The 21,493-nt window shown below is 64.2% G+C and carries 16 protein-coding genes and 1 pseudogene; 6 read left to right on the top strand and 11 right to left on the bottom strand.

Features of this window, described 5'->3' with window-relative positions; genetic code table 11:
* From GQY20_RS29880 to GQY20_RS29860, 5 genes are all read left to right on the top strand, one after another.
* Nucleotides 1–3,345 (top strand): UvrD-helicase domain-containing protein, encoded by a 3,345-nt coding sequence (locus GQY20_RS29880; protein ID WP_198351293.1) that lies wholly within the window; start codon nt 1–3, stop codon nt 3,343–3,345.
* A 120-nt stretch (nt 3,346–3,465) separates the two neighbouring features.
* Nucleotides 3,466–3,936, top strand: a complete 471-nt coding sequence (locus tag GQY20_RS29875) for a hypothetical protein (protein ID WP_157220829.1) — start codon at nt 3,466–3,468, stop codon at nt 3,934–3,936.
* Entirely contained in the window at nt 3,936–4,412 is a 477-nt protein-coding gene (locus tag GQY20_RS29870) for a DUF7665 family protein (RefSeq protein ID WP_157220828.1), read from the top strand. The genes GQY20_RS29875 and GQY20_RS29870 overlap by 1 nt, the downstream gene beginning before the upstream one ends.
* Entirely contained in the window at nt 4,360–4,875 is a 516-nt protein-coding gene (locus GQY20_RS29865; protein ID WP_198351292.1) for an MPN domain-containing protein, read from the top strand. Before GQY20_RS29870 ends, GQY20_RS29865 begins: the two co-directional genes overlap by 53 nt.
* Before the next feature lies 1 nt (nt 4,876).
* The gene (locus tag GQY20_RS29860; protein ID WP_157220826.1) at nt 4,877–6,232 is read left to right on the top strand and encodes a thiamine biosynthesis protein ThiF; all 1,356 of its coding nucleotides are present in this window, start codon (nt 4,877–4,879) and stop codon (nt 6,230–6,232) included.
* Between the two features lie 227 nt (nt 6,233–6,459).
* On the opposite strand, the gene GQY20_RS29855 is transcribed toward GQY20_RS29860, so the two are convergent.
* From GQY20_RS29855 to GQY20_RS29845, 3 genes are read right to left on the bottom strand one after another with little or no spacing between them, the layout of a single operon-like run.
* The gene (locus GQY20_RS29855; RefSeq protein WP_157220825.1) at nt 6,460–7,344 is read right to left on the bottom strand and encodes a sigma-70 family RNA polymerase sigma factor; all 885 of its coding nucleotides are present in this window, start codon (nt 7,342–7,344) and stop codon (nt 6,460–6,462) included.
* Nucleotides 7,328–7,774, bottom strand: a complete 447-nt coding sequence (locus GQY20_RS29850; protein WP_157220824.1) for a hypothetical protein — start codon at nt 7,772–7,774, stop codon at nt 7,328–7,330. The genes GQY20_RS29855 and GQY20_RS29850 overlap by 17 nt, the downstream gene beginning before the upstream one ends.
* A complete protein-coding gene (locus GQY20_RS29845; protein ID WP_157220823.1) occupies nt 7,771–8,532 on the bottom strand; it encodes an SDR family oxidoreductase in 762 nt (253 codons plus the stop codon). The genes GQY20_RS29850 and GQY20_RS29845 overlap by 4 nt, the downstream gene beginning before the upstream one ends.
* A 168-nt stretch (nt 8,533–8,700) precedes the next feature.
* Between GQY20_RS29845 and GQY20_RS29840 the strand changes: the two genes are divergently transcribed.
* The gene (locus GQY20_RS29840; protein ID WP_232476329.1) at nt 8,701–9,156 is read left to right on the top strand and encodes a carboxymuconolactone decarboxylase family protein; all 456 of its coding nucleotides are present in this window, start codon (nt 8,701–8,703) and stop codon (nt 9,154–9,156) included.
* A 262-nt stretch (nt 9,157–9,418) separates the two neighbouring features.
* On the opposite strand, the gene GQY20_RS29835 is transcribed toward GQY20_RS29840, so the two are convergent.
* The 8 genes and pseudogenes from GQY20_RS29835 to GQY20_RS29805 form a co-directional block, all read right to left on the bottom strand.
* The gene (locus GQY20_RS29835; protein WP_198351291.1) at nt 9,419–13,972 is read right to left on the bottom strand and encodes a hypothetical protein; all 4,554 of its coding nucleotides are present in this window, start codon (nt 13,970–13,972) and stop codon (nt 9,419–9,421) included.
* A gap of 81 nt (nt 13,973–14,053) precedes the next feature.
* Complete coding sequence (locus GQY20_RS29830; RefSeq protein WP_232476328.1) at nt 14,054–16,006, bottom strand: coiled-coil domain-containing protein; 1,953 nt, start codon at nt 16,004–16,006, stop codon at nt 14,054–14,056.
* A 231-nt stretch (nt 16,007–16,237) separates the two neighbouring features.
* Nucleotides 16,238–16,471: pseudogene (locus tag GQY20_RS33125) on the bottom strand (AAA family ATPase); the annotation flags it as partial.
* Nucleotides 16,468–17,049: a hypothetical protein gene (locus GQY20_RS29825; RefSeq protein ID WP_157220820.1), complete on the bottom strand. Its 582-nt coding sequence runs from the start codon at nt 17,047–17,049 to the stop codon at nt 16,468–16,470. The pseudogene GQY20_RS33125 and the gene GQY20_RS29825, both read right to left, overlap by 4 nt.
* Nucleotides 17,049–18,758: an SIR2 family protein gene (locus GQY20_RS29820; protein WP_157220819.1), complete on the bottom strand. Its 1,710-nt coding sequence runs from the start codon at nt 18,756–18,758 to the stop codon at nt 17,049–17,051. The genes GQY20_RS29825 and GQY20_RS29820 overlap by 1 nt, the downstream gene beginning before the upstream one ends.
* A 607-nt stretch (nt 18,759–19,365) precedes the next feature.
* Nucleotides 19,366–19,830: a hypothetical protein gene (locus GQY20_RS29815; protein WP_157220818.1), complete on the bottom strand. Its 465-nt coding sequence runs from the start codon at nt 19,828–19,830 to the stop codon at nt 19,366–19,368.
* Nucleotides 19,831–19,901: 71 nt separating this feature from the next.
* Nucleotides 19,902–20,396, bottom strand: coding sequence for a hypothetical protein (locus GQY20_RS29810; RefSeq protein WP_157220817.1), 495 nt, complete (start codon nt 20,394–20,396; stop codon nt 19,902–19,904).
* A 52-nt stretch (nt 20,397–20,448) separates the two neighbouring features.
* Complete coding sequence (locus tag GQY20_RS29805) at nt 20,449–21,357, bottom strand: hypothetical protein (RefSeq protein ID WP_157220816.1); 909 nt, start codon at nt 21,355–21,357, stop codon at nt 20,449–20,451.
* Nucleotides 21,358–21,493 lie beyond the last annotated feature (136 nt).

The raw sequence follows: 21,493 nt of genomic DNA, 5'->3' as shown, positions 1-21,493 counted from the left end.
GTGGACCAGTTTGCCATCATCCGATCGCAGGCGCGCCAACTCCGCGAGGCGGTCGGCGTAGCCGATACCGCGACCGGCACGTACGCTGCGCAGATGGTGGCCGCGTTCCGAAGCCTGAAGGTGACGCGGAGGAATCCGGATCATCCGGATCTCGAGGGAGGCCACGGTCAACTCGATCGCGAATTCAAGACCATCGTCATTCGGAACGACCTCTCGGATGAGAACTTCGCCGAGGTCCTCGCCCACGAGATCGGCCATTACGAGATCCATGACGGCCCCTCCCCGGGGTACCATCCCCGCGCGGAAAGGAACGGCGGGGATCCGACGCAGCGGATCGAGACCTACGGGATTAAGGAGAGGCGAGAGACCCAAGCGAACGCCTTCGCACGGGAACTTCTCCTTCCGAGGCCACTCGCGAGAAGAATGTTCGTCGACGGCGGCACGGCCTCACACATCTCGCGCAGTCTGCGCCTCCGCTACGAGACCGTCCTCCAGCAGCTAGCGGACGGCCTTCTGTTGCCGGATCTTCCCGTCGGAGCAACCGACAACGAGGGCCCAGGCCCCGGGTGCAACGAGTCACAGTCCAGGGCGGTCAACCACCGAGGCGAACCGTTCCTCCTGCGAGCGGGGCCAGGGACGGGCAAGACCAAGACCCTCACGGCCAGGATCGTCTCGCTGCTCGACGAGAACGTGGCGGCGAGCGGCATCCTCGCGCTGACCTTCTCGAACAGGGCGGCGCTGGAGCTTGCCGAGCGGGTACAGAAGGCGGCCGGCCCCAAGGCCGTCAACGTGTGGACCGGGACGTTCCACGCCTTCGGGCTCGACACGATCCGGCGGCACCACGCCCTGTTCGGGGTATCCGAGGATCCGCCCGTCGTGGGGCCCAGCGAGGGCGTCGCGATGCTGGAGGAGGCTCTGCCGGCACTCGACGTGGCGCACTACCTGAACCTGATGGAGCCAGCGCTGGCGCTGCGGGACATCCTGCGCGCAATCGCGAGGGCGAAGGACGAGCTCTGCACCTGGCAGGAATACGGCCGTCTCGCCGAAGCGATGCGCGTCGCCGCGAAGACCGACGACGACCTTCTCGCCGCGGAGAAGGCGAGAGAGGTGGCGCTCGTCTACAGGCATTACCAAGAGACCCTGACTGCCGACGGGGCGGTCGACTATGGCGATCTGATCATGCGGCCCACGCTGCTCATGCGTGAGGACCATGACTTCCGCGACGCGATGAGGGCGAGGTTCACGCACGTCCACATCGACGAGTACCAAGACGTCAACCGGGCTAGCGCCATGCTCGTGCGGGAGATCGTGGGTGATGGTCGAAACCTCTGGGTCGTCGGCGACGCGCGCCAGTCCATCTATCGATTCCGCGGCGCCTCGGCGGCCAACATCGCGCGCTTCGAGACCGACTACCCGGCTGGATTACGGGACGGCCTTGAAGAGAACTACCGCTCGAGCGACGAGATCGTCCGCCTTTACACCAGCTTCGGCGGCACGATGAAGGTCAGAGCCTACGCCGGCAGCTCCGCGCTCAGCGCGGCCCGGGGGCCGAACGGCCGGCCGCCCGCGATCTTCGTAGCGCCGGATGGCGACAGAGAGATGGATCAGCTGGCAGGGTCCATCCGAGAACTGGAGAGCGGCGGCGTCCCCTTGGCGGATCAGACCGTGCTGGCGCGAAGCAACGGGGCCTTGGCCAAGATTGCCGACGAACTCGATGCCCGCGGCATCCCCGTCCTTTATCTCGGCCCACTCTTCGAGCGTTCCGAGATCAAGGATCTGCTGTGCGTCCTCTCCATCGTCGCGGAGGACGTCGGGCCGGGACTGGTCCGTGCGGCGGGTCTGCCCGAATACGGCGTGCCACTCGAAGATGCGCTCGCGGTCATCCAGACCGCCAAGGCGACCGAGCAACGCGTGTTCGACCTGCTGCAGAAGCTCGAGGGAACGAACGGTCTCTCGCAGGAGGGGCGTGAAGGTCTCCGCCTGCTCGGCGACCACATCCAGGGCATGACGCGCGGGACGACGCCCTGGCTGGCTCTCGGACGCTACCTGTTCGACAAGAGCGACTACTTCCGTACCGTGCTCTCCGGCCAGTCGCCTTCGGATGCCATGCGGCGGGTGGCAGTACGCCAGCTGCTCGATGCGCTCCGCCAGATGCCGTACTCCGGCAAGGGCGGCCCGATCCGCCGAGCGCTGGATCGGGTGCGTCACATGATCCTACTCGCCGACGAACGCGATCTCCGCCAGCTTCCCGCTGAGCTCGAGGGTCTCGACGGAGTAAGACTGATGACGGTGCACGCCTCCAAGGGGCTCGAATTCGAGGCCGTGCACATGCCGGGGCTCTACGCTGGCGCCATTCCCGCTGCGAACCGTCCGCCGGCCTGCCCACCGCCGGTCGGACTCATCGACGGCGAGGAGCAGGACGCACACGAGGCTGAGGAGGAGTGCATCCTCTTCGTCGGGATGTCGCGCGCCAAGTCGCATCTCCGGCTGTACAGACCAGCGACCAGAAACGGCAGGAACTCCAGTCCGTCGAAATTCCTCGACCGCGTCCCCGTCGTAGTCGGGAACTGCCTCTCCGGCGTACCGCGCGTCAAGCCGGTGGCGACCTATCCGCCCATCGCGTCACCATGCGCGCCCAGCGGGCTGAGCGCCGCCGACATCGAAAGCTACGCGCGCTGTCCGAGACGCTTCTTCTACTCCCGAGTGCTCGGCCTGACGAGCCGAAGCCGGGTCGGAGCCTATCTTGATGCGCATGGCTGCCTGCAGAAGGTGCTCGCCTACGTCCGAGAGCTTCCCGAAGGCGAAACCTACGACGAGGTCCGAGCCCAAGCGATCTTCGATGATGCCTGGTCCGCCAGCGGACTCGACGAGCACCCATTCGGGGGAGCCTACCGCAAGCTGACCGTCGGCATGCTGGACAGGCTCCACCGATCGGCGACGGGGGATCGCCTCAAAGGAGGAGACATGTCCACGCGCGTGGGCGGGGAGGCCATCGTCATCCGCGTCGACCGCATCGAGACCGATGGCGCCACGACCGTCCTCAAGACGATCCGATCGGGCCGCTTGTCCAAGTCGGATCCGGATCGCCTGTCGGCCACACTGATGCTGAAGGCGGTCCGCGAGATGTTCGGTGCGGGCGCCCGGGTCGAGAACCACTACCTCCAGGACGGGGGCGTCGCGCTCATCGATCAGACCGCCGCGAAATTCGGAAAGCGCGTCGGCGACTGCGACGAGGCGGTTGCCGACATCCGGGCCGGCATGTTCGAGCCAATCAGAAGCGACTTTGGATGTCCGCGCTGTCCGTATCTCTTCGTGTGCGCGGTGCCGGGTGAGCCGGCCAACTGAATAGGCGGGGAAGCCGCCCGCGAAAATTCTTGTGAGGCCTGTTTCCGCTTTTGGCCTTCGCGACCGATCCGGTTTCCAGAGGATGGCGATGTGCCGTCCACACACAAGGAACCGCCCCATATGTCCACCATCATCTTCGTCGCCATCGAGACCGAACCGCTCGCGCGCTTCGACCTCGGCGAAGCCGCCATCGTCGCCGATCTCCTCAAGGACCTCGAGCGCCGGGGCATCGATGTCGCCGAGCTCCTGATCTTCAAGGAGGATCACGATGAGCCGATGGAGCATCATCACCCGCTCCATGGGCACGACCGGCCGGTCTTTCATGCCCACCGGGCACGCGAGATCGAGGTCAAGGTCCACTACAAGGCCGACACCTTCCACCATCGCTTCCCGCCTTCCGCCACCATCGCGAAGGTGACGCGCTGGGCGGTTGAGAAGGCAGGCCTCGGCAAGGAGGAGGCCGAGGAGCACGTGCTCCAGATCAGCGGCACCCGAGAGAAGCCCCCCCTCGACAAGCACCTGGGCTCGTTGGCCCACGGCGCCCGCGAGGTGAGCTTCGACCTCGTCCGTAAGCAGCTGGTCCAGGGCTGATGGACGCGCCAATCACCGCGGCCGAGAGGGCGTTCCGCGAGCACGCGGAACGCCCCGATTTCCAGCTGGCCGTCCTCGAGGGGCGGTGGCGGGTCCTTCGCATCCAGTGGCCGATCGCCGACATCGCGGTGACGGCGCGGGACGGGATGGAATGGGCCTTCCGCTTCCAGCTCGACGGATATCCGGCTCAGCTGCCGAACGCCCGTCCATGCGATGCGGGCACCGGCCAGCAGCTCCCGCCTGCGGGATGGCCCAAAGGCGTGGGGCGCGTCGCGGCGGTGTTCAACCCGGGCTGGAACCCCAATGCGCTCTACCTGCCATGCGACCGATTGGCGCTGCCGGGGCACGACTACTGGAACAACTCCCATCCCGAGCTTCTGTGGAGGCCGGCGGTGGGGATCATTCATTATCTGGAGATCATCCATGAGCTTCTCTCCTCTAGCTCTCATCACCCGACTCTTCGGTCGGCGGCCTGATCTCGCGATCCCATCCGGCCTCTGGCGCGAGCTGCTGGTCGGGCTCCAGGATCGCGGTCGCTACGAGCGCGAAAGCGGCGCCTTCCTCCTCGGTCCCGGGGATGGACCGAGGAGGGTCACTTCGATCGTGTTCTACGACGAGATCGATCCGGCCGCCTTCGACACCGGCATTATCGTCATCGATGGCGGCTGCATGGCGGATCTGTGGGCCGTGTGCCGCAAACGGGGCGAGATCGTCGTCGCAGACGTCCACACCCACGGCGGTGAAGCGGGTCAAAGCGACTCCGATCGCAAGCACCCGATCATCGCGGAACCCGGCCATATCGCGATGATCCTGCCGAATTTCGCGGCAACGCCGCTTCGGCTCCGCGAGGTGGGACTCTATCGATACCTTGGGCGGTTTAACTGGGACCGCCTCCGACCTTCACTTCTACGGCCGACGCTGAGCATCACGGGAGGCTGACATGGACGATCTGATCGAAGGACTGAACCGCTCAGCCAAGCTGTTCGTGGACAGCGGCGTCGCCGCGACGGTCGAAGAGGCGATGGATCGGCTCCGGGCGTTCCGGCTGCACATCGTCATCGGCGAACGCGCATCCCGAAGCCCGACGCATCAGGCCGCGCTGCTCACCGCGCTCAACTGCGGACGAAGGACTTTCCTGGGCGGCGTCACGGTCTCGGGCGCCCTGCAGGAGCCGCTGGCCGTGCGCATCGCACCTGCGGAAACGCTCGCCGATGCTGTCCGCCATCTCAAGGGCCAGATCGTGCAGGAGGCGCCAGAGGGCGTACCCGTCATCGCCATCGGAACGGCCCTCGACCCGGCAGATGGCTTCGCTGTCCGGACGACCTTCAGCGGTTGGCGCGGCGGCATCGTGCCGGCATCGGCCACGCCACTGGACGAAGCTACGGAGTTCGCTCTCTCGGGAGCGCTAGCCGGCGCTCTCGGCGTGGCAGAGGCCTTCGCCCACATGGAGGGCGACATCATGGCCGGGAACCGCGCCGTCGGACTGTCCCTTTGGCATCCCGCCGCCGATTGGCGCTCGGCGATGTCCGATGGTTCCGTGCCCGACGTCCTACCCGCCGACTTCTGGTTGATCGGCCTTGGCCACCTGGGACAGGCGTTCCTGTGGGCGATCGGCCTCCTGCCATACCCGGATCCCGCAGAGGTTCGACTGTTTCTCCAAGACGTCGATGTCGCCGGCGCCTCGACCGAGAGCACCTCGGTGCTGACCACGGCGGCCGACATGGGCGAGATGAAGACCCGCGTCTGTGAGGAATGGGCAAGAGCCCGCGGCTTCAGGAGCATGCTGATCGAGAGAAGGTTCGGGCATGACCTCAGGGTTGCCCCCGACGAGCCGGCACTGGGACTGTGCGGAGTAGACAATCCGCAGGCGCGCGCACTTCTCGAAGGAGCGGGGTTCGCAACCGTCTTCGAGGCTGGACTGGGCGACGGTTCAGCCGACTTCCGGTTGATCCGCACCCACAGCTTCCCAGCGCCGGTCAGCGCCGCGGAGGTATGGGCCGATCAGGATGAGGCGGCCGTGATCCCGGAGCTCGACAGTCTGCCCTCTGCCTATCGCGACCTCAGCGATCGGGGGACGCTCGATCAGTGCGGGGTGACCAAGCTGGCGCAGGTCGCCGTCGGCGCTCCATTTGTGGGGATGGTGGCAGCCGCAGTGGTGATTGCGCAGACTGTCAGGATGACCACCGACGGAATGCGGGCGACGGTTTGCAATCTCGACCTGACCTGCTTGCAGCATCGCAGTATGGTCATGCGGGAGGGCTCCGAGGCAGTAATCTTCAAAACAACGAAAGCATAGCTGACTCTCTCCGTTGGCGGCGAGAATGGTAGGCATCGTTGATCGATGCCGAGGAGGTGACTGTTTGCAATGGCCAGCACTTTGCGTTTGCGACCGTGCTATCGGCCGGACGCCTTAGGTCTGCTTGTAATGACAGCTGCCGTTCGCCGCCGCCCCCGCGAATGGCAGCAAAGTCCCACATGCCACCTTCCGCACTCGACCAGTCCAAGACATTAAGGGCAGGGTTGCTAGCGGCTGCTCGTGTCAAAAGCTGCCGCAAGATGGCGCAGCTTGTCAGGATTGCGAACAATGTAGATCGCCGCAATTTGCCCCTCACGCACGTCGAGCGCGGTCGTCTGGAGCACATCGCCTCGATCGATACTGACATAACCGGGCAGCCCGTCGATCGTCGCGGTGCGCAGGAGCGTCGGCATCGATGTATATTTGCGCCGCAGCCCAGCGAACAAGCGAAGCGCCCGATCAATTCCGCGCACGATATTGCGGAAGGCGATCACCTTGCCGCCGCCATCCGAATAAATCTCGACGTCGCGCGCGAGCAGCGCAGACAGCGTGTCCGTGTCCCCGTCCCGCGAAGCGGTGAAGAAGGCCCTAGCGATTCGATCAGCCTCGCTCGCTTTCACCGTGAAACGCGGCCGAGCATCCTGCACATGTTTGCGCGCGCGCGAAGCAAGCTGACGGACCGTGGCGGGCTCGCGCCCCAAGGTCGTAGCTATATCCGTCAGCGCCACGCCGAACACGTCGTGGAGGAGGAAGGCGGCTCGTTCCAGTGGGGACAGGCGCTCCATCGCCAGCATCAGGGTAAGTGTCACGTCGTCGGCGATCGTCTCGTCGGGCTCGGTGGTGCCCATTAGCGGTTCGGGCAACCAGGCACCGATATAGGTCTCCCGGCGCGCACTGGCGGACTTGAGTTGGTCGAGGCAGAGGCGGGTGACGATGCGGGTCAAATAAGCAGCCGGAGCATCGACGCTTTCCACTTTTGCCGACCAACGCAGCCACGCCTCCTGAACGATATCCTCCGCTTCGCTGACAGAGCCGAGCATACGGTATCCGAGGCGCAACAACCGTGGTCGTTGAGCCTCGAAATCAGCGAGGTATTCATCCCTGTGCGGCACGCGCGTCCTCCACCGAGTGCGGTCGGCGGCTCTCACGCGCCGTATCGCGCCAAGCCCACAGGGCAAGCGCGGTCGTAAGTATAGCCGGCAGCGTCACCGCAGGAAAATCCCGCGCGAGTGCGCCGGTGCCGCAGATACCCACCGCCACTTCCCAGAAGTGGAACAGCGCATGGCCCGCCAGCCAAAGCGCGGCGGCGGACCAGAGCGGTAGGCGCGCCGCCGGCCGCACGACGCCCGTGAGCATCGCTACAGCGACCAGCAGGAAAATCAGCCCGATGTCTCGCACGAAATGCTGGTTGAACGGGCCGGTGGTGGTGACACCCGGCACTGCGAAATACCAGTTGGCGGGCGAGATCAGCATGAAGACACCATTTACGGCAGCTCCGATGCCGAGCGCCGCGGCCAGCGCGAGGGGGAAGCGCCGGCTCATGCCGCACGCTCCCGGGATTGAGCGGCGAGCCACTGGTTGAAGCGCGTAAGCGCGACCCTCGCGCCTGCGCCCGGCACCAACGTACGGTTGTCGGCCGGCGCGCCGAAATACTCACTTGCGGTGGTCACGACGATCCCGCGAGGGTCGTCGTATGCGCCAAGCCAGCTGCCCGCAAATTCGGCCAGAGGCGCGCGCTCAGGGCCCGCAACTTCGACGATGCCATTGGCCGGAGCGGCTATGGCTATCTCGGCAAGCAATGCCGACACGTCGCCGGCGGCGAGCGGCTGAAGCGCAATTCCGGGCAGGAACACGGTTCCGTCCTGCGTGTAGCTATCGGCGATGGTGGACAGGAATTCGAAGAACTGGGTGGCGCGCACGATCGTGTAGGGCACGCCGCTTGCGGCGATCAGCTCCTCCTGAGCCAGTTTGGCACGAAAATAGCCCGACGCCTGAAGGCGATCCGTGCCCACCACCGACAGCGCGACGAAATGGCGAATACAAGCGCCGCGCGCCGCTTCCATTAGGTTGGCAGTAGTGCCGCGGAAGAAGGCAAGGCAGGCGTCATCCTCGAACGAGGGCGCATTGCTGACGTCGACGACGACTGAGGCATTCGTGAGCGCCTGGGCCAAGCCTGCGCCGGTCAGCGCGTCGATGCCCTTGCTCGGCGAGGCGGTGACGACGTCATGACCCTGCGCTTGCAGAAGGTCAACGAGAGGCCGACCGATCAGTCCCGTGCCACCGATGATAACAATCTTCATGTCCATGCCTCCCATGCTAGGTGTCCGCCTAAATGACGAGATGACCGCGGCCGGTGTGACATGGGCGACGGCGGGATCGAAAAAAACGCTCCGCCATGTCACGGCGCGCCTGCCTACCTCGTCAAGCCGGTGAGCGCCGACGACCGGCGCCATGACGAGGAAAGCATCATGACCGAGATGACACGTTTAAACTGGTCCGAAGTCGCGCCCGAAGGCGCGAAGGCGCTGTTCGGGGTTCACCACTATGTGACGAAGAAGACAGATCTTCCCGAGGAACTGATCCACCTGGTCTTCTTACGGGTATCGCAGATCAACGGCTGCGCCCATTGCATCGACATGCACACCCGCGACCTGCTCAGGACCATGCCGGTCGACAAGGTTGCGCTGATCCCCGTCTGGGCGGAGGTGCCGCACCTGTTCCCCAACCAATATCGCGCCGCGCTCGCATGGGCCGAGGAAGTGACGAACGTCAGCACCACCCACGCCTCCGACGACGCCTATGCGGCTGCGGAGGCCGCCTTTGCACCGAAGGATCTGGTCGACCTTACGCTCGTCATTGCGGCGATGAATGCATTCAATCGGCTGGGCGCGCCATTCCGCCTCCCGGTTGCAGCAAAGCCATGAACGGACAGAGGCGGGCGCATATCCTTGCTCCCGTCCCTGGCAGCAGCCGACCACCTCAAGTCGTTCGCTAATTCGGTATTGAACGGCTGTTTCTCCCGGAATCTGCCACTCTCGTTCCAGCGACCAGCCAAACTGCTACGCGCCCTCATTGTCGCCGTTGCGTTTGGGTCTGCGCCTCCTCGAAACTTGCCGCTCATTCACCCTGTCCGCCGCGCGATCGCAGGAGTCGAATTGGAATCTTTCCGAAGCTTCCGCCAATTCTTCAGTGATCCTTGTCGGCCTTCTTGGCTGCGTCCTCGCGCTGCTTGAGTTGCTGCTTCCGGACCTGACCGGCCTCGTCGAAGAACTCGTAAGGCAGTGCGTCAAAGACGTCCCCGAGGCTCGAAGGGTCGTGTCGTGACCAGAGAAAGAATGGATCCACTAGCTCGATGATCGCCAATAGCCTGGCCCATTGAAGCGGCTTTGGCGATGTCATTAGGAGTGCCCTATGCTCCATCGCTGACGCTTCATGCGCGCGCCGCCGGAGGGCATCGCGAGCAGCTTCCTGAACGCCGGGCGAAATATCCCCGGCAAGCATATCGAGCCATGCCAGCGGGACAGCGGGAGGAATCACCGCGGCAAGCCGGGCGGCTATGGTCCGGTCCTTGGCGCGTGAGGCTGTAGCTAGCGGGGAGGCCAAGGCCGCCAGTCCCTCGCCGCCGAGGTGGATGCGCAGCCGCCGCTCAAGCTCCAGGCGGAGTGAGGGCTTGGCGCCGCGGTACCGCTCGATCAGTTCTTGGCCGGCACGTTTAGGATCGATCTCGAGCATGAGGTCGGCCGCAACGGCGAGATCATGGCGAAGCAGGAGGCGGCGCGCAGCGAAAAAGGCTTCGTCGGGCTCCTCCTGGCGCAGATAATCGATGGCGGTGACAGTGTTACCGCGGTCGAAGCCCGAATATCGGTAGCTTGCCCGCACCAACTCGTCCTGTGCCCATGCGTCGCCGGCCTCGGCAAGTAGCTGCAACTGTCTTCCGTCGATGACCAGATGCCCATTCTCGCGCGAGCGCCGAAGAAACTGGATGATGGCTGTCTTGCCCGCGGGATCCTTCACCAGGACGTCCAGATAGCCCCGCCGGGAGGCGGAGTTGGTGCCGAGGTCTTGCCCAGACAGCCAGTCGATCACGGCCTGCTTGGCATCCTTGTCGCCCCGCTCGGCGAGATAGGTCGCGACGAACTGGGCCTCATCATCGAACTGGCCTTCCAGCAGCGCGCGGGTGAGCGGAAGGATTTCGGGCGTGTAGAACTGCAATGCCCTGAACGAACCGAGGATCCTCCGGCGAAGCGCAACTGGGGTCTCCGGCGCGAGGTAAATGGCGACCAGCGGCTTCGCGTCGTCAGCATCCAAAAGGAACCCGGTGAGTGCGGCAGCGATGTCCAGCGATTCCGGATCGCCGAGCGCCAGGAGCTTGGCGATCCGTACGCGCAGCCCGGACAAGTCCCTCCCGGCGGAGCTCCGCATCTCGGAGGCGTTTATGTAGACACCGGCGCCAGCACGGACCATCGCTTCGAGCTGCGCGTCGCAACCATGGACTGCGAGCGCGCCCATGCGCTCGCTTTCGCCGTGAGGCTGGGCGCCTGCGTCGGGCGGCACCTGCTGTAGCGCGGACGAGACGGTGCTCGAGCTTGACCAGAGCGACGAAATGTAGCCGTCTTGGCGCCCGAACATATTTGGCCTGCCGAGTTCGGCTAGGACCAACTGGTCGTAACCCTCCCCGGCGATCATCGCGAGGATGCGCTCGCATTCGTTTCCGGTGGTGTCGCGGGTCATCGACATGCGTCCGCGCCGCGCCGAGGCGAAGCGTACAAGCTGGGTCTCGAGCTCGGTTCCGGCGCGGGCTCGCAGCGCCTCGAACTGCCAGGGCACGCTCAGGCGCGGCAGGAACCGCAAGGGATGGCCGGGGCCGTCTTCGCGCCCGTCGGGATCATCATTGAAGGTGCGAAGGTTCTCGGCGAGCGTGTCGAGCAGAAGGTCGAGGGTCTGCGGGTCCATCGCTTCGGGGTTGAAGCGATAGTAGAAGACCGCGTCGGTATCGGGCTTGTCCCCAGCCAGGACCCGCGTGCGGATGGCAGCGCCCAGCGCGGTCGGGTCCGCTGCATGGAGATCGTCGAACCACCAGTTCGCGGCGCGCCAGCCATAGACGTCACTGCCTTCCGCAATTTGGCGGATGGCTTCCTGAGGGTTGAGCCGCGAGAGGCTGCGTAGAACCCGATCGCGAGTCCATTCGTCGTCGTCCGCGGCTGCCGTATCGAGGGCCGGCAAAAGCGACGTCTCGCGAAAATGGCCGATCGCTGCGATCAGGGCGGGACTCGGCGTCGGCATCAGCGTGGCGATCCGCTCGCGATGACGGACCCAGATTTCCGCGGCGGTCTCGCTGTCGATCGATCTGATATCCTTGAGCACCCAAAGCAGCTGGTCGATCGCCACGGCTTGGCTTTCGGTGGCGAGCTTCGCGTCGACCCAGCTAGGGTTGGCGCGAACCGAATTGTGAAACGCCTCCGAGCTCAGCTGATACGCATGGAAGGCCCGCGATCGGTTATCGACGTCGGCGTCGCCCTTGGCGGCTTCGAAGGTGATCGACCGTGCCAGATGCACATTCCATATCGCGTCCAGCGCTGCTCCAGCGGGAACCAGGCGGGCAGCCCTGAGGCCCATCACCACTTCACGCTCCTCGTCAGAGGCAACCTGCCGCGCGATCAGCTCCCGCACGGGCGCCGGGTCTGCCTCCGCGACAGCTGCGAGCGCGAAGGGGATGTTGCGCGGAACATCCCAGTCGCGCTCCTCGTCGAACGCGCGTTTGCTCAGCAACTCAAGGGCGGGGACGATGTTCGCCCCAATGCTGCCGAAACCGCTGCGCCACTTGTCCTCGGAGCGCACTTCCTGAGGCAGGCGGACGACATGCTCCCAGGTGAGGTCAGCAACGAACTGGGGCTCGCATTGCTCGGCCAACAGCCAGAGCGCATCGAAATAGGCATAGCCCAGGCGGTTGCCGATCCGCTCCTTCTTCTTGGTCATCAGGCCATCGATCGAGGCAAAGAGCGCCTCGGCCTGGGGCGCGGTCAGACCATCCTCTTGAATCTTCTCGGCGACCGCTTCGGCGATCGCCCAGTTGAGCATCCGGTCGGTAGCGAACTGGATGCGGTCCGACGTCGGCCGGCGGAGCAGGCCGACCTGCTCCAGCCTCAGGATCGCCTCGTCGTTGAGGTCGACGGCCTTAAGGTCGGGAATTCGCCATGGATAGTTGCTATTACCGCTCAGCAGCTGGGCGGCGAGCGCCCGCAGCGCATATTTGTCGCTGGGATGGTCCACCTGCGCGCGTGCTTCGCTGCTGGCATATTCCCAATAGGCGCTGAAGAGCTCGTACTCGGAGACGCCGGCCCACGACTCGCGCTTCGGCAGCTTGACGAAGATGCTCGCGTGAACGGGCTTCAGGAGAAGCTCGAACACATCGTCCGGCATCGTATCCAGCGCCTCAGCGCGTTCGTGATGTGCGAGGAAGCGATGTAGATCGGCGCTACGGAAATTGCCGATCTCGATGACCTCCGCGTCCTTCCGGATTTCACCAAACACCTTGGTGATCCGCGGCTGGGCCGAGACGATGACCCGGATCCCGTACTCGTGCCACTTGAGCCGAGCGAGCCGCTCCGCAAACACGCGATCCTGAACGTCGTCGATATAGACGGTCAGCCAGATGCCATTGTCCTGTGCGAATGCATCTTTCAGGCTCTTCGCCACGATCGCGGGCGTCCCCTTCACGCCATAGGCGGGCTCCCAGATCCGTTCGCTGATGCAGGCGACGACGTCCTCGATCTTCGCGGGGGACCGCATCACGATGGCGAGCTCGCTGCGCGCGATCTGATCGAAGGCGAGTTGGGCCAGCGTGTAGGTCTTGCCCTGGCCAGATTCGCCGGAGAGGATCGCGAAGCTGGTCGCGATGTTGGGCAATCCCCGACGGGCCTGTTGCTCCGATACATAGCCGAGGAGCTGCGTGTCCTCGTCGACATGGCGCGCCAGCAGCTTGGGCAGAGATTGAATATGGGCGAGGCGGCGGTGCGCATCCGGGCTGATGAGCGAGAGCAGGTCCTGTGGCGTCAGCTTCGCGCCGTCAGTGGCAAGTTGTATCAGCTGGCCGATGAGCTGGTGGCGCTTGTCGCTTGCGAACTCGCCCGGCTTCAGGAGCGGGGTCAGCCGCTTGTCGATATCGTCCTGCGTGGCATCGACATCGATGATTTCGATGCGGAAACGGTCGAGCAGATGGCGCAGCTTGGGGGTAACCGAAGCAAGGCCTGCGGACTTTGCAAGCCGTAGTTCGAAGGCGTCGCGCGTAAGGCTCGAATTGCCCCATTTGTGCCGTCGTTCCGAGCCTTGGGCGCGCACCGCAATATAGTCCTGTAGGCGGCCGAGGCCCTTGCCATTGTTGGTGACGAAGCGGAATTCCTGCTCTTGTCCCAGGCAAACTGCTTTCAGAAGGTCGGGAAAGACCTCGGAGGCGATCTCGCCGCTGTCCCACGTCCTGGCATCTTTGCGCATCTTTATCTGCTCGACGATATCGCGAGGACCGCCAACGACCTGAGCGTCACCGCCTTCCGCAGGTTCAAGATGCAAGATCAGCTGCGATCCTTCGCCAAGCGGGATGAAGGAGAGGCTCATGTCGAGACCCAGCTTGATGCTGCGCAGGATCTGCAAAAGGAAGCCAGCAATCGCAAGCCGGCCGGCCGTCTCAGCATCCATGTTAATTGCTATGGCTGGAGGCGCGGCCGTCACGAGATAATCTGTCATTCCGGCAATTGTCCAGAACGCACCTTCAACCTCGTCCTATCGGGATCCGGGGCGGTGAGATTCATGCCGACCAAAGACAGCTCATGCCGCGATCGCGCGATCGGCGACATAGAGCTTCGGATCCCACCGGCTCGTCGTCTGCCCGATGGCGCTCCTGCCAAGCTCGATGAGGTTGAGCCGGTCGCCATCGAAGGCAGGGCTGAGTTCCAGAGCGAGATAGTCGAACAGCGATCGCTCATGGACGGCGATGATGACCTGCCGCTGCATCTGCTTCGATAGCGTGCGCAGGAGCGCCGCGAACTGAGCAATGTGGACCTCATCCATGCTCTGGACCGGGTCGTCAATCACGAGCCAGGGCAGCTTCGGATTCACCGAGAGGTGCAGCGCGAGGAAGAGCGTGAGTGCGGCCGTGTTGAGATTGCCCGCGCTCAGCATCGCGCGCGGATTTCCGCCTTTGCCGCCGCGACGGTGATGGGTCTCGAGTACCGCTTCGATGTCAGCGCCCGCGCTTTCGGGGATCGCAAAGGCCGGAATGAAGGGCTCCTCGGGCGCAAGACGAACGAACAGGTCGCGCCAGACGGAATTGAGCTCGTCGTTGAAGACCCGCCTCACCACGCGGCCCCGCGCCTCCCGGGTCTTGCGGGCAATATCCTTGCCAACCTCGATGATCGCGTCGGCTGAGGATTTCTGACGCTTGATGACCTCCAACGCATCGCGCGCGGCGCTTATGCTTCCGGTCAGCGCGCCATGCTCCTTGCGGATTGTTGCAAGAGCATTGGCTGCTTCCAGCGCGTTCCTGCGCGCCTCCTGCCGACCCGTAAGGGCCGCCTCGCGTTGCTCCGCTGTTTCGCGCAAGAGGGTCAATAGTGCGTCGGTCGGCAGACTATCCGCGATGGCGACGCCCAGCGTGCGGGCGTGTGTGTCTAGGCTGTTGCGCAGCACGATTGCCGACTGGTCCGCATTCTGAAGCGACAGCAACGCTTGGGCCGCGCGGTTCGCCTCGGCGCGCAGCCGATCGCCTTCGGCCATGACGGCACCAGCGTCCGCAAGTTGCCGCTGCAATTCATCAAGATCGGCGTCGCGCGTCTTGAGCTGAGTGAGTTCCGCTTCGTCGATCAGCTGGCTCGCCGCTGCTTGCAAATCGCGATCGAGCCGCGTCACTTCGGCCTGGTTCGATGCGCGCGATTGGGTCAACGCCTGAAGCCTGCCCGCCTGCTCGACCATCGCGGCAATCTTGGCGGCGAGATGAGCCGCAAGCGGCATAGAGGAGACTTCCGAATAATCTCGGTCGCAGACCGGGCAAATTTCGCCGTCGAGATGAGAGCTGAGATTGGATAGCGTCTGTGCGATGGCTTCATTGGCGTCGGCTGCCGAGCTGATCTCGCCGTCGACCCGCGCCAGTCTGGCCTGCGACTCCTGGAGCCGGCGCGCAAGATCGTCTCTGTCTTGCAGGGCGAGTTCATGCGCGCCGAGCACACGTTGCACGCGCTCGAGGTCCCCGCTGATTCTACTGGCGAGACTGCGCGCGCGTTCGCCAAAGCTTCCCTCCGCCGTGACCGTGAGATCGGCGAAGAAGGTGACGCCGCGCGCGAGCAGCGCGTCGATCGCAGGACCATGCTCGGCCGTCCAGCGGTCCAGATCGTCGCGGGCGGTCTTGTTGGCGTTCTCGAATGCGCTGCGATTGCCGACATCACTGACGATCGCGCCTCGCCAGCTTTCTTCGGAAACCTCAAGCTCGCGCCGGGCGCGCACGAGCGCCACCAAGTCTGTCTCTTCAGGATCCTCGGTCAGACGCGAGAGGAGAGCCGCGTGATCGAGATCGAGGAGCGCAGGATCGATCCCGGCAAGCGATTCCCGAAATCCCGACTCCTTGCGGCGGATGCTTTCGGCCGTTTCACGCTCGCGCGTCTCGAGGTCGCCGATCTCCTTTTCCTTGGCCTGTATCGCGTCGCGAACCTCTCCATAATCGGGCACCGGCGCCTTCAAGCGGGAAATATTTCCGGCGCTGTGCAAACCGTTGATCAACGCTTCCATTCGATCGAGGCCAAGCAGTTCCTTCACGAACCTCGTCAGGGGCGAATCGGCCTTCTTGTCGGCATGCTGGTAGATTTCGAGAAGCCGTCCGAGAGTGGACTGGGCGAGATAGCTTCTTTCGCTGAAGAAACGGGCTTCTTCCGCTCCAAGGATTGGTACGCCGCTGACCTGGTTCGTGGTCACGCGGACCGCCGCGCTTCTCAGCGGCGCATCAGGACCGCCGACTTCGAGGCGCACGTCGCCGAACGGCCGGTCCTTGTGCGGCAAGAAGCTCAGATAGTCGGGCTCGGCCCGGGACAGCGATGGGACACCGCCCGTCAGTGCCAGTTCGATGGCCGAGAGAAGGCTCGTCTTGCCCGATCCGTTCGGTCCGTGAATGAGCACGATCGGTGCATCCAGCGAGACGTTGATCTCGCCGTCGATACTGCGGAAGTCTTTCACATAAAGGGATTTCAGCCGGATCATTCCTCTGCCTCCCCGTCATCATCCCCTTCGGCCTCGGTCTCGGCGAAAACGGCGCTCAGCGCTTCATGAAACTCATCGCGGACAGCCACCTCGCCGCGCTTCGACGTCTCGAGCAACTGGATGGCGAGCGGATGGTTCGACAAGTCGAGTGCCTCGCCTGCGCCGAGATCGCGGTCGGCGGACAAAGTGGCGGGAAGCTCGAGCGGTAGCAACACCGCCAGCTGATCTCGCAGCTCCGCAGGATCGGTGGCTTCTTCGACAGAAAGGATCCGTCCCACCTGCGCTAGTGCCTCCAGCGTCTTGCCCACTGGCCTTGGCCCCACGGCGATGGTCGTGAGCGGTCGCCGCGAGCGCATGACATCGAGCGCTCGGGCAATGCCCTCCACCTGTTGCAGAACCTTCCGTTCGCCCTGCGCCGCCATGTCGCCGATCACGACGAGATCCGCAAAATGTCCGACGGCCACGAAAGCGCCGGCGACGTCGAAATCGAGACCAGCCACCTGTAGGGGCAGTGGCATGCGCTTGTATTTCGCTGCGAGAAGCAGGTCAGCGACGCGCTCGGTGGGACCTGCGGCCATCACAGCGCCACCTTGCTGCGGAATCGGCCGAGCAGGTCTTCGACCTCGGTACCGGCCGATAACAGCTCCTCCATGCTCGCCTCCCGAACAGACGCCAGTCCGACCCGGCCGGGCGCGCGCCTGGGATAGCGCTGCATTGCCGGCGGAGTCTCATGGCTGTGGATGATGACCACGTCGTCATTATCGGCGACGAGCCCGTTGGTGCCGAGCCGGATTGCGGCCTGCGCGGTGGCGGCAAAATACACCTTCGCCGGCCCGCTACGCCCGGTCAGGACAAGTGCACCCGAGGCCGGATCGGTCGTATCCGCAGGCGTTGCCGTCCAATGCCCGCGATCGATACCGAGGCCGATCAACGCGGCGGCCGCTGCAAACTGGCAGACGCCGCTATCGGCCAAGGAAGGATCCGCCGGCATGCGGTGGAGCGGCTCGGTCGTGACCGGCGCATAGATGCCGCTGGCGGCATCGGGCAGGCGGCCACCGCGCAGCATAGACATGGCGCGGCCGCACTGGACTATGAGATCGCCGACCTCGGCGGCGTTCGGATTCAGCCCATCGGCGACGAGATTGCGAGCGTGCTCGAGGCCGTCATGGAGCTTGTCCCGGTCGGCCGGAGCAAGACCTGGGCTACCGATCTCTACCAGCCGCTTGAGCTTCGCGGTGACGACGAAAAGCAGCAGAGCGAGGAGAAGCGGCTTGGCATAGGCCTGAACGAGCGCTTCGGACTCCATGGCTGAGCGATTCGCGGGGCCATAATGGAGATGATAGACATTCTGCAGCAGACCGCGCTGGTCGATGCCCAGTGCATTCTCCGAGAAAGCATAGGCGGGCGGGTGGGATGGCCATGGCCAGGCCATCGCCGCCTGGGCTTCAGCGAACAGATTCTGAATATTGGAATCCTGGGCCGATAGGCCCAGCATAAGCGTCGGCCGCCGTGTGATCAGCCCGGTCAAAAACGGCGCCATGACGGGGTTTCGGGCGCTCCAGCCATTGATCTGATTCTGGCGCGCGACCATCAATCCGCGAAACTGCGCCGCGTCGATTTGCGCCGCCCTGGCGCAGCCATGGAATTTGTAGAGGTTCGCGCGCAGCCGGTTCCACCGAATCTCGTTGGGCGCGACCACGACGCGCAGGACCGGCTGAGCGCCCGCCAGCCGCTCCACGGCCCGCTCTATCAGATTGTCCCAGTTGGCGGTTGGCAATTCCGAGGCCACGCCCTCGATTGCTAGCGCCGCGAGACAGAGATGCTCGGCATCGGGCTCGATCGTTGGGTTCGCGTAGACATTGGCGGCGTCGAGCACATCCCACAGCAGATAGTCCGCTTCCTCCCCATCGACCGGCACGTCCAGCATGCGAGCATAATTGCCGACTAAGCGAGCAGCCAGCGCCTCATAGTCGGGCCAACCGTCAGCTGGTTGATCGAATGCAATCCGCCCCCATTCATCAGGGCTCGGGTTGGCGAGGGTCACGACACCTTCAAGGGCTTGCTTGAATCGGCAGGAGGGATCGGATTGGTCAATCCGTGCCTGGAGCGTTACCAGGACGCGCTTCGCGACATCGCGCAAGTCCGGCATGCGTTCGCGCGAGATGCCCGAGCCTAGCCAGAAAACATATTCGTCATTGGCGACGCCCTCAGCAATTTCTCGCTTGGGGCCGTCGAGCATGGCGAGTGTGGCGCGGACGGTTATAGTAGCGGCGGCTGGTGGCGGCATTTGAAGATTACTCCCGACGCTCGGAGTGACACGCACGATGCCGCCTATTCGAAATATTCCGGCTCGGCCTTGTCAGAATCGCGTCGGTCAAGATCGCAACATTGACGATGGCGCTTTTCTTGATCTGAGCAACAGCCATTTGGTTCCCCCCGGCCACGGAACTACAAAATAAGCCCCTCCGCGCCAAACTGATAATGAACCGCGTTGGTGGCCATCTGCATTTTCATACCCAAAGCCGGTTGTTCGGATCGTCCGACGACCTGGACATAGGGATTAGGGCTTACGCGGCGTTCCGAATGACCGGTTTTGGCCTAACAAGACGCTCCCTCTCATTGCGGCGACCGGCGGCAATGTCCCACGATGCGGCGTTCCGCTGCCGGCTGCGCGCGACCAAATTAAGACGCTCGCTTTCGCCGCTCAAACGTCCGACCCTGACAATGACGGTAATTGGGCGTAAGTGAGAGTGCCGAGCGTGAGCCGCCGACATTGCCGCTTTGGGCGGGCGCTGCCGCGCTAGCGGTTCGAGGGCGAACCAATTCGAGTTTCAGTTATCAAAGCACATGATCGACGCCGTGTCCGCCAGGAAGAGCAAGTGCGATCGGCCATGTCAGAAACGGGGACGATTTGCCCGACGCCATTCCGCGGATCGCGAGCGCTTGCACCGCTGCAGCGGTGTGTGGTTCGGGTCGGCCACGGCATCGAGGGCGCGTTCGGCCGCCCCCAGATGATCACCGCCATCTGTCCAAAGCGTCTTGCCGTTGATCACGATTTGCAGCCCATCGCCTGGACACTGAAGCTGGTAGGAGATGGACTCGTCCTGAGGCTCCATAAAATTCGTGACGACGTTTGGATGCGTGAAGCTGGCGGCTCCCGCCGCGGTCTCGATCCGGATCGCTACGGCGCTGACCGTGGCCCACGGCAGGCGGGTGCAATTGCCCTTCGGGGCAAAGCGGCCATAGGTCTCGGGGAAGAGCTTCAGTTGATCATTCGACCCCGGCACCGCTCCCTTCGTCATGGGCGCGATGAGGGCAGTTGCGGCGAAAAGCGCGACGGCGCGGAGAGGACGTGTCATGTCGACCGGATTCCTTTCGTGATCCTTGGCGGGCGAGATGCCGGGCGGAGAGGAAGCACGCGGGTTGCGGGCTATGCGGGGCGCAGGGAGCGCACGGCGGCCGAGGCTTGCAGGTAGCCCTTAATGAGGGAGACGACGCCGTAAACGGTGAAGCCGATGCCGCCGAGCCCGACGAGGAGGCCCAGCACGCCGCTGATCCCGGCCAGGATCAGGCCGAGGATGATCGACACGATGGGATAAAGGAACAGCGACAGGATCGTGTTCGCGATGACGGCCATCATCGGCACCACGAAGCCCCTGCCGTCGTGCGGATAGGCCACGCCGATGATCGTCGGCTTCTTGAAAATGTTGAAATGGACGTAGAGGATCGCGTCCTTACCGACGTCGAGCAGGTCGTAGATATCGCGGGTGCAGCCCACGTCGCGCAGCACCTTGTCGCCGATCTCGACCACCGAGACCTTACCGGACACGCGGACATTGCCAACGGAACTGTTGGCGCGCGTGTTCACGATCATGTCGCCTTCCTTCGCGCCGATGCGCTTCAGGACACCGCGGTATTCGTCCATGACTAACCCCGTCTTTGCCAACCGGATTGAGCGCTGTCAGCGCTGGTGATGGTCAGTTCCCGGAGCACCCGCCGGGAGTTTCGGCATATTGCGCGACCGCCTCATAGCCCTTGCCTTCGTTGCGATAGAGATCGTGGCAGAAGCCCGGACCACCGTTGTGGAAGTCCAGCCATCCTGAACGACTGCGGGTGGTCAGATAAAAGGGCGTATCGAGGATATCCGCGGCGACCTTTTTCCAACCTCCCGGCATGGGGGAGAGAATGGTCGAGCTGCCGTTGTTGTTGCCGCCGTCGCAGTTGCCCTCATGGACAATCACTTCCGGATTGCCGTCGCCGTTGAGGTCCGCGATCGGCGGCCCGCCCATCTCTTCGTCAGAGGGGATATCCGGCCCGGGTCCGCAACCCTGCCAGCCCCTGGGTCCTCGCCGGAAGCCCGCGGCTACGAACAACTGCGCGATCTGCCCGGGCGTCAGATTGCCTCTGTCCCACGGTTTGGCCCAGGTTGCGGTCGGCAATTGGCCGGGCGGAGTTTTGTCGGGGATGCGGGCCAGCGCGACGTTCGCGCGATACTGGATGGTGGAGCGCGGGAGATAGCGATTGTCGCTCGCGACAAACGCGAAACCGGTTACTCTGTCGCCATCGGTGACGTCGATCGGCGGCCAGGCAGTACCGGTTTGCTCGCCGATCCTCGGCTGGCCGTCCCGGTCCAGCATGTTCTGATAGAGCCTGGTCTGCGGGTCGAAAAAGACGATGGCGGCATGCAATTTGCCGTTGCCGCCGGGGCAGTCGTTCTGGCTGAGGACGAAGAATTCCTCCCTGCCGTCATGGTTGATGCCGCGCCGCCCGATGCCGATCCTTGCGACCACCTTCTTGTCGTCACAATAGCGCGTGGCATTGCGCAGGTCGGCACTGAGGTCGAAGCCGGCGACCTGGAGGATCTGCTTGCGATCCGCGAGCGGCATGCCCGAGGGGAATCCGGTGTCTCCCGGTGACCTTGGCGGCCGTTGGGGCAATGTTTGCGCCAAGCCGCCTGTCGCGAGGCTCGCGCCTAGAAGCAGTAGGAACAGGGCTGAACGATGACGCATGGTGGTGTTCTCC

The organism is Flavisphingomonas formosensis (assembly GCF_009755815.1).
Taxonomy (GTDB): Bacteria; Pseudomonadota; Alphaproteobacteria; order Sphingomonadales; family Sphingomonadaceae; genus Flavisphingomonas; species Flavisphingomonas formosensis.
Note: the sequence above shows the minus strand (reverse complement) of the source record. Positions and strands in the feature narration are given on the sequence as shown.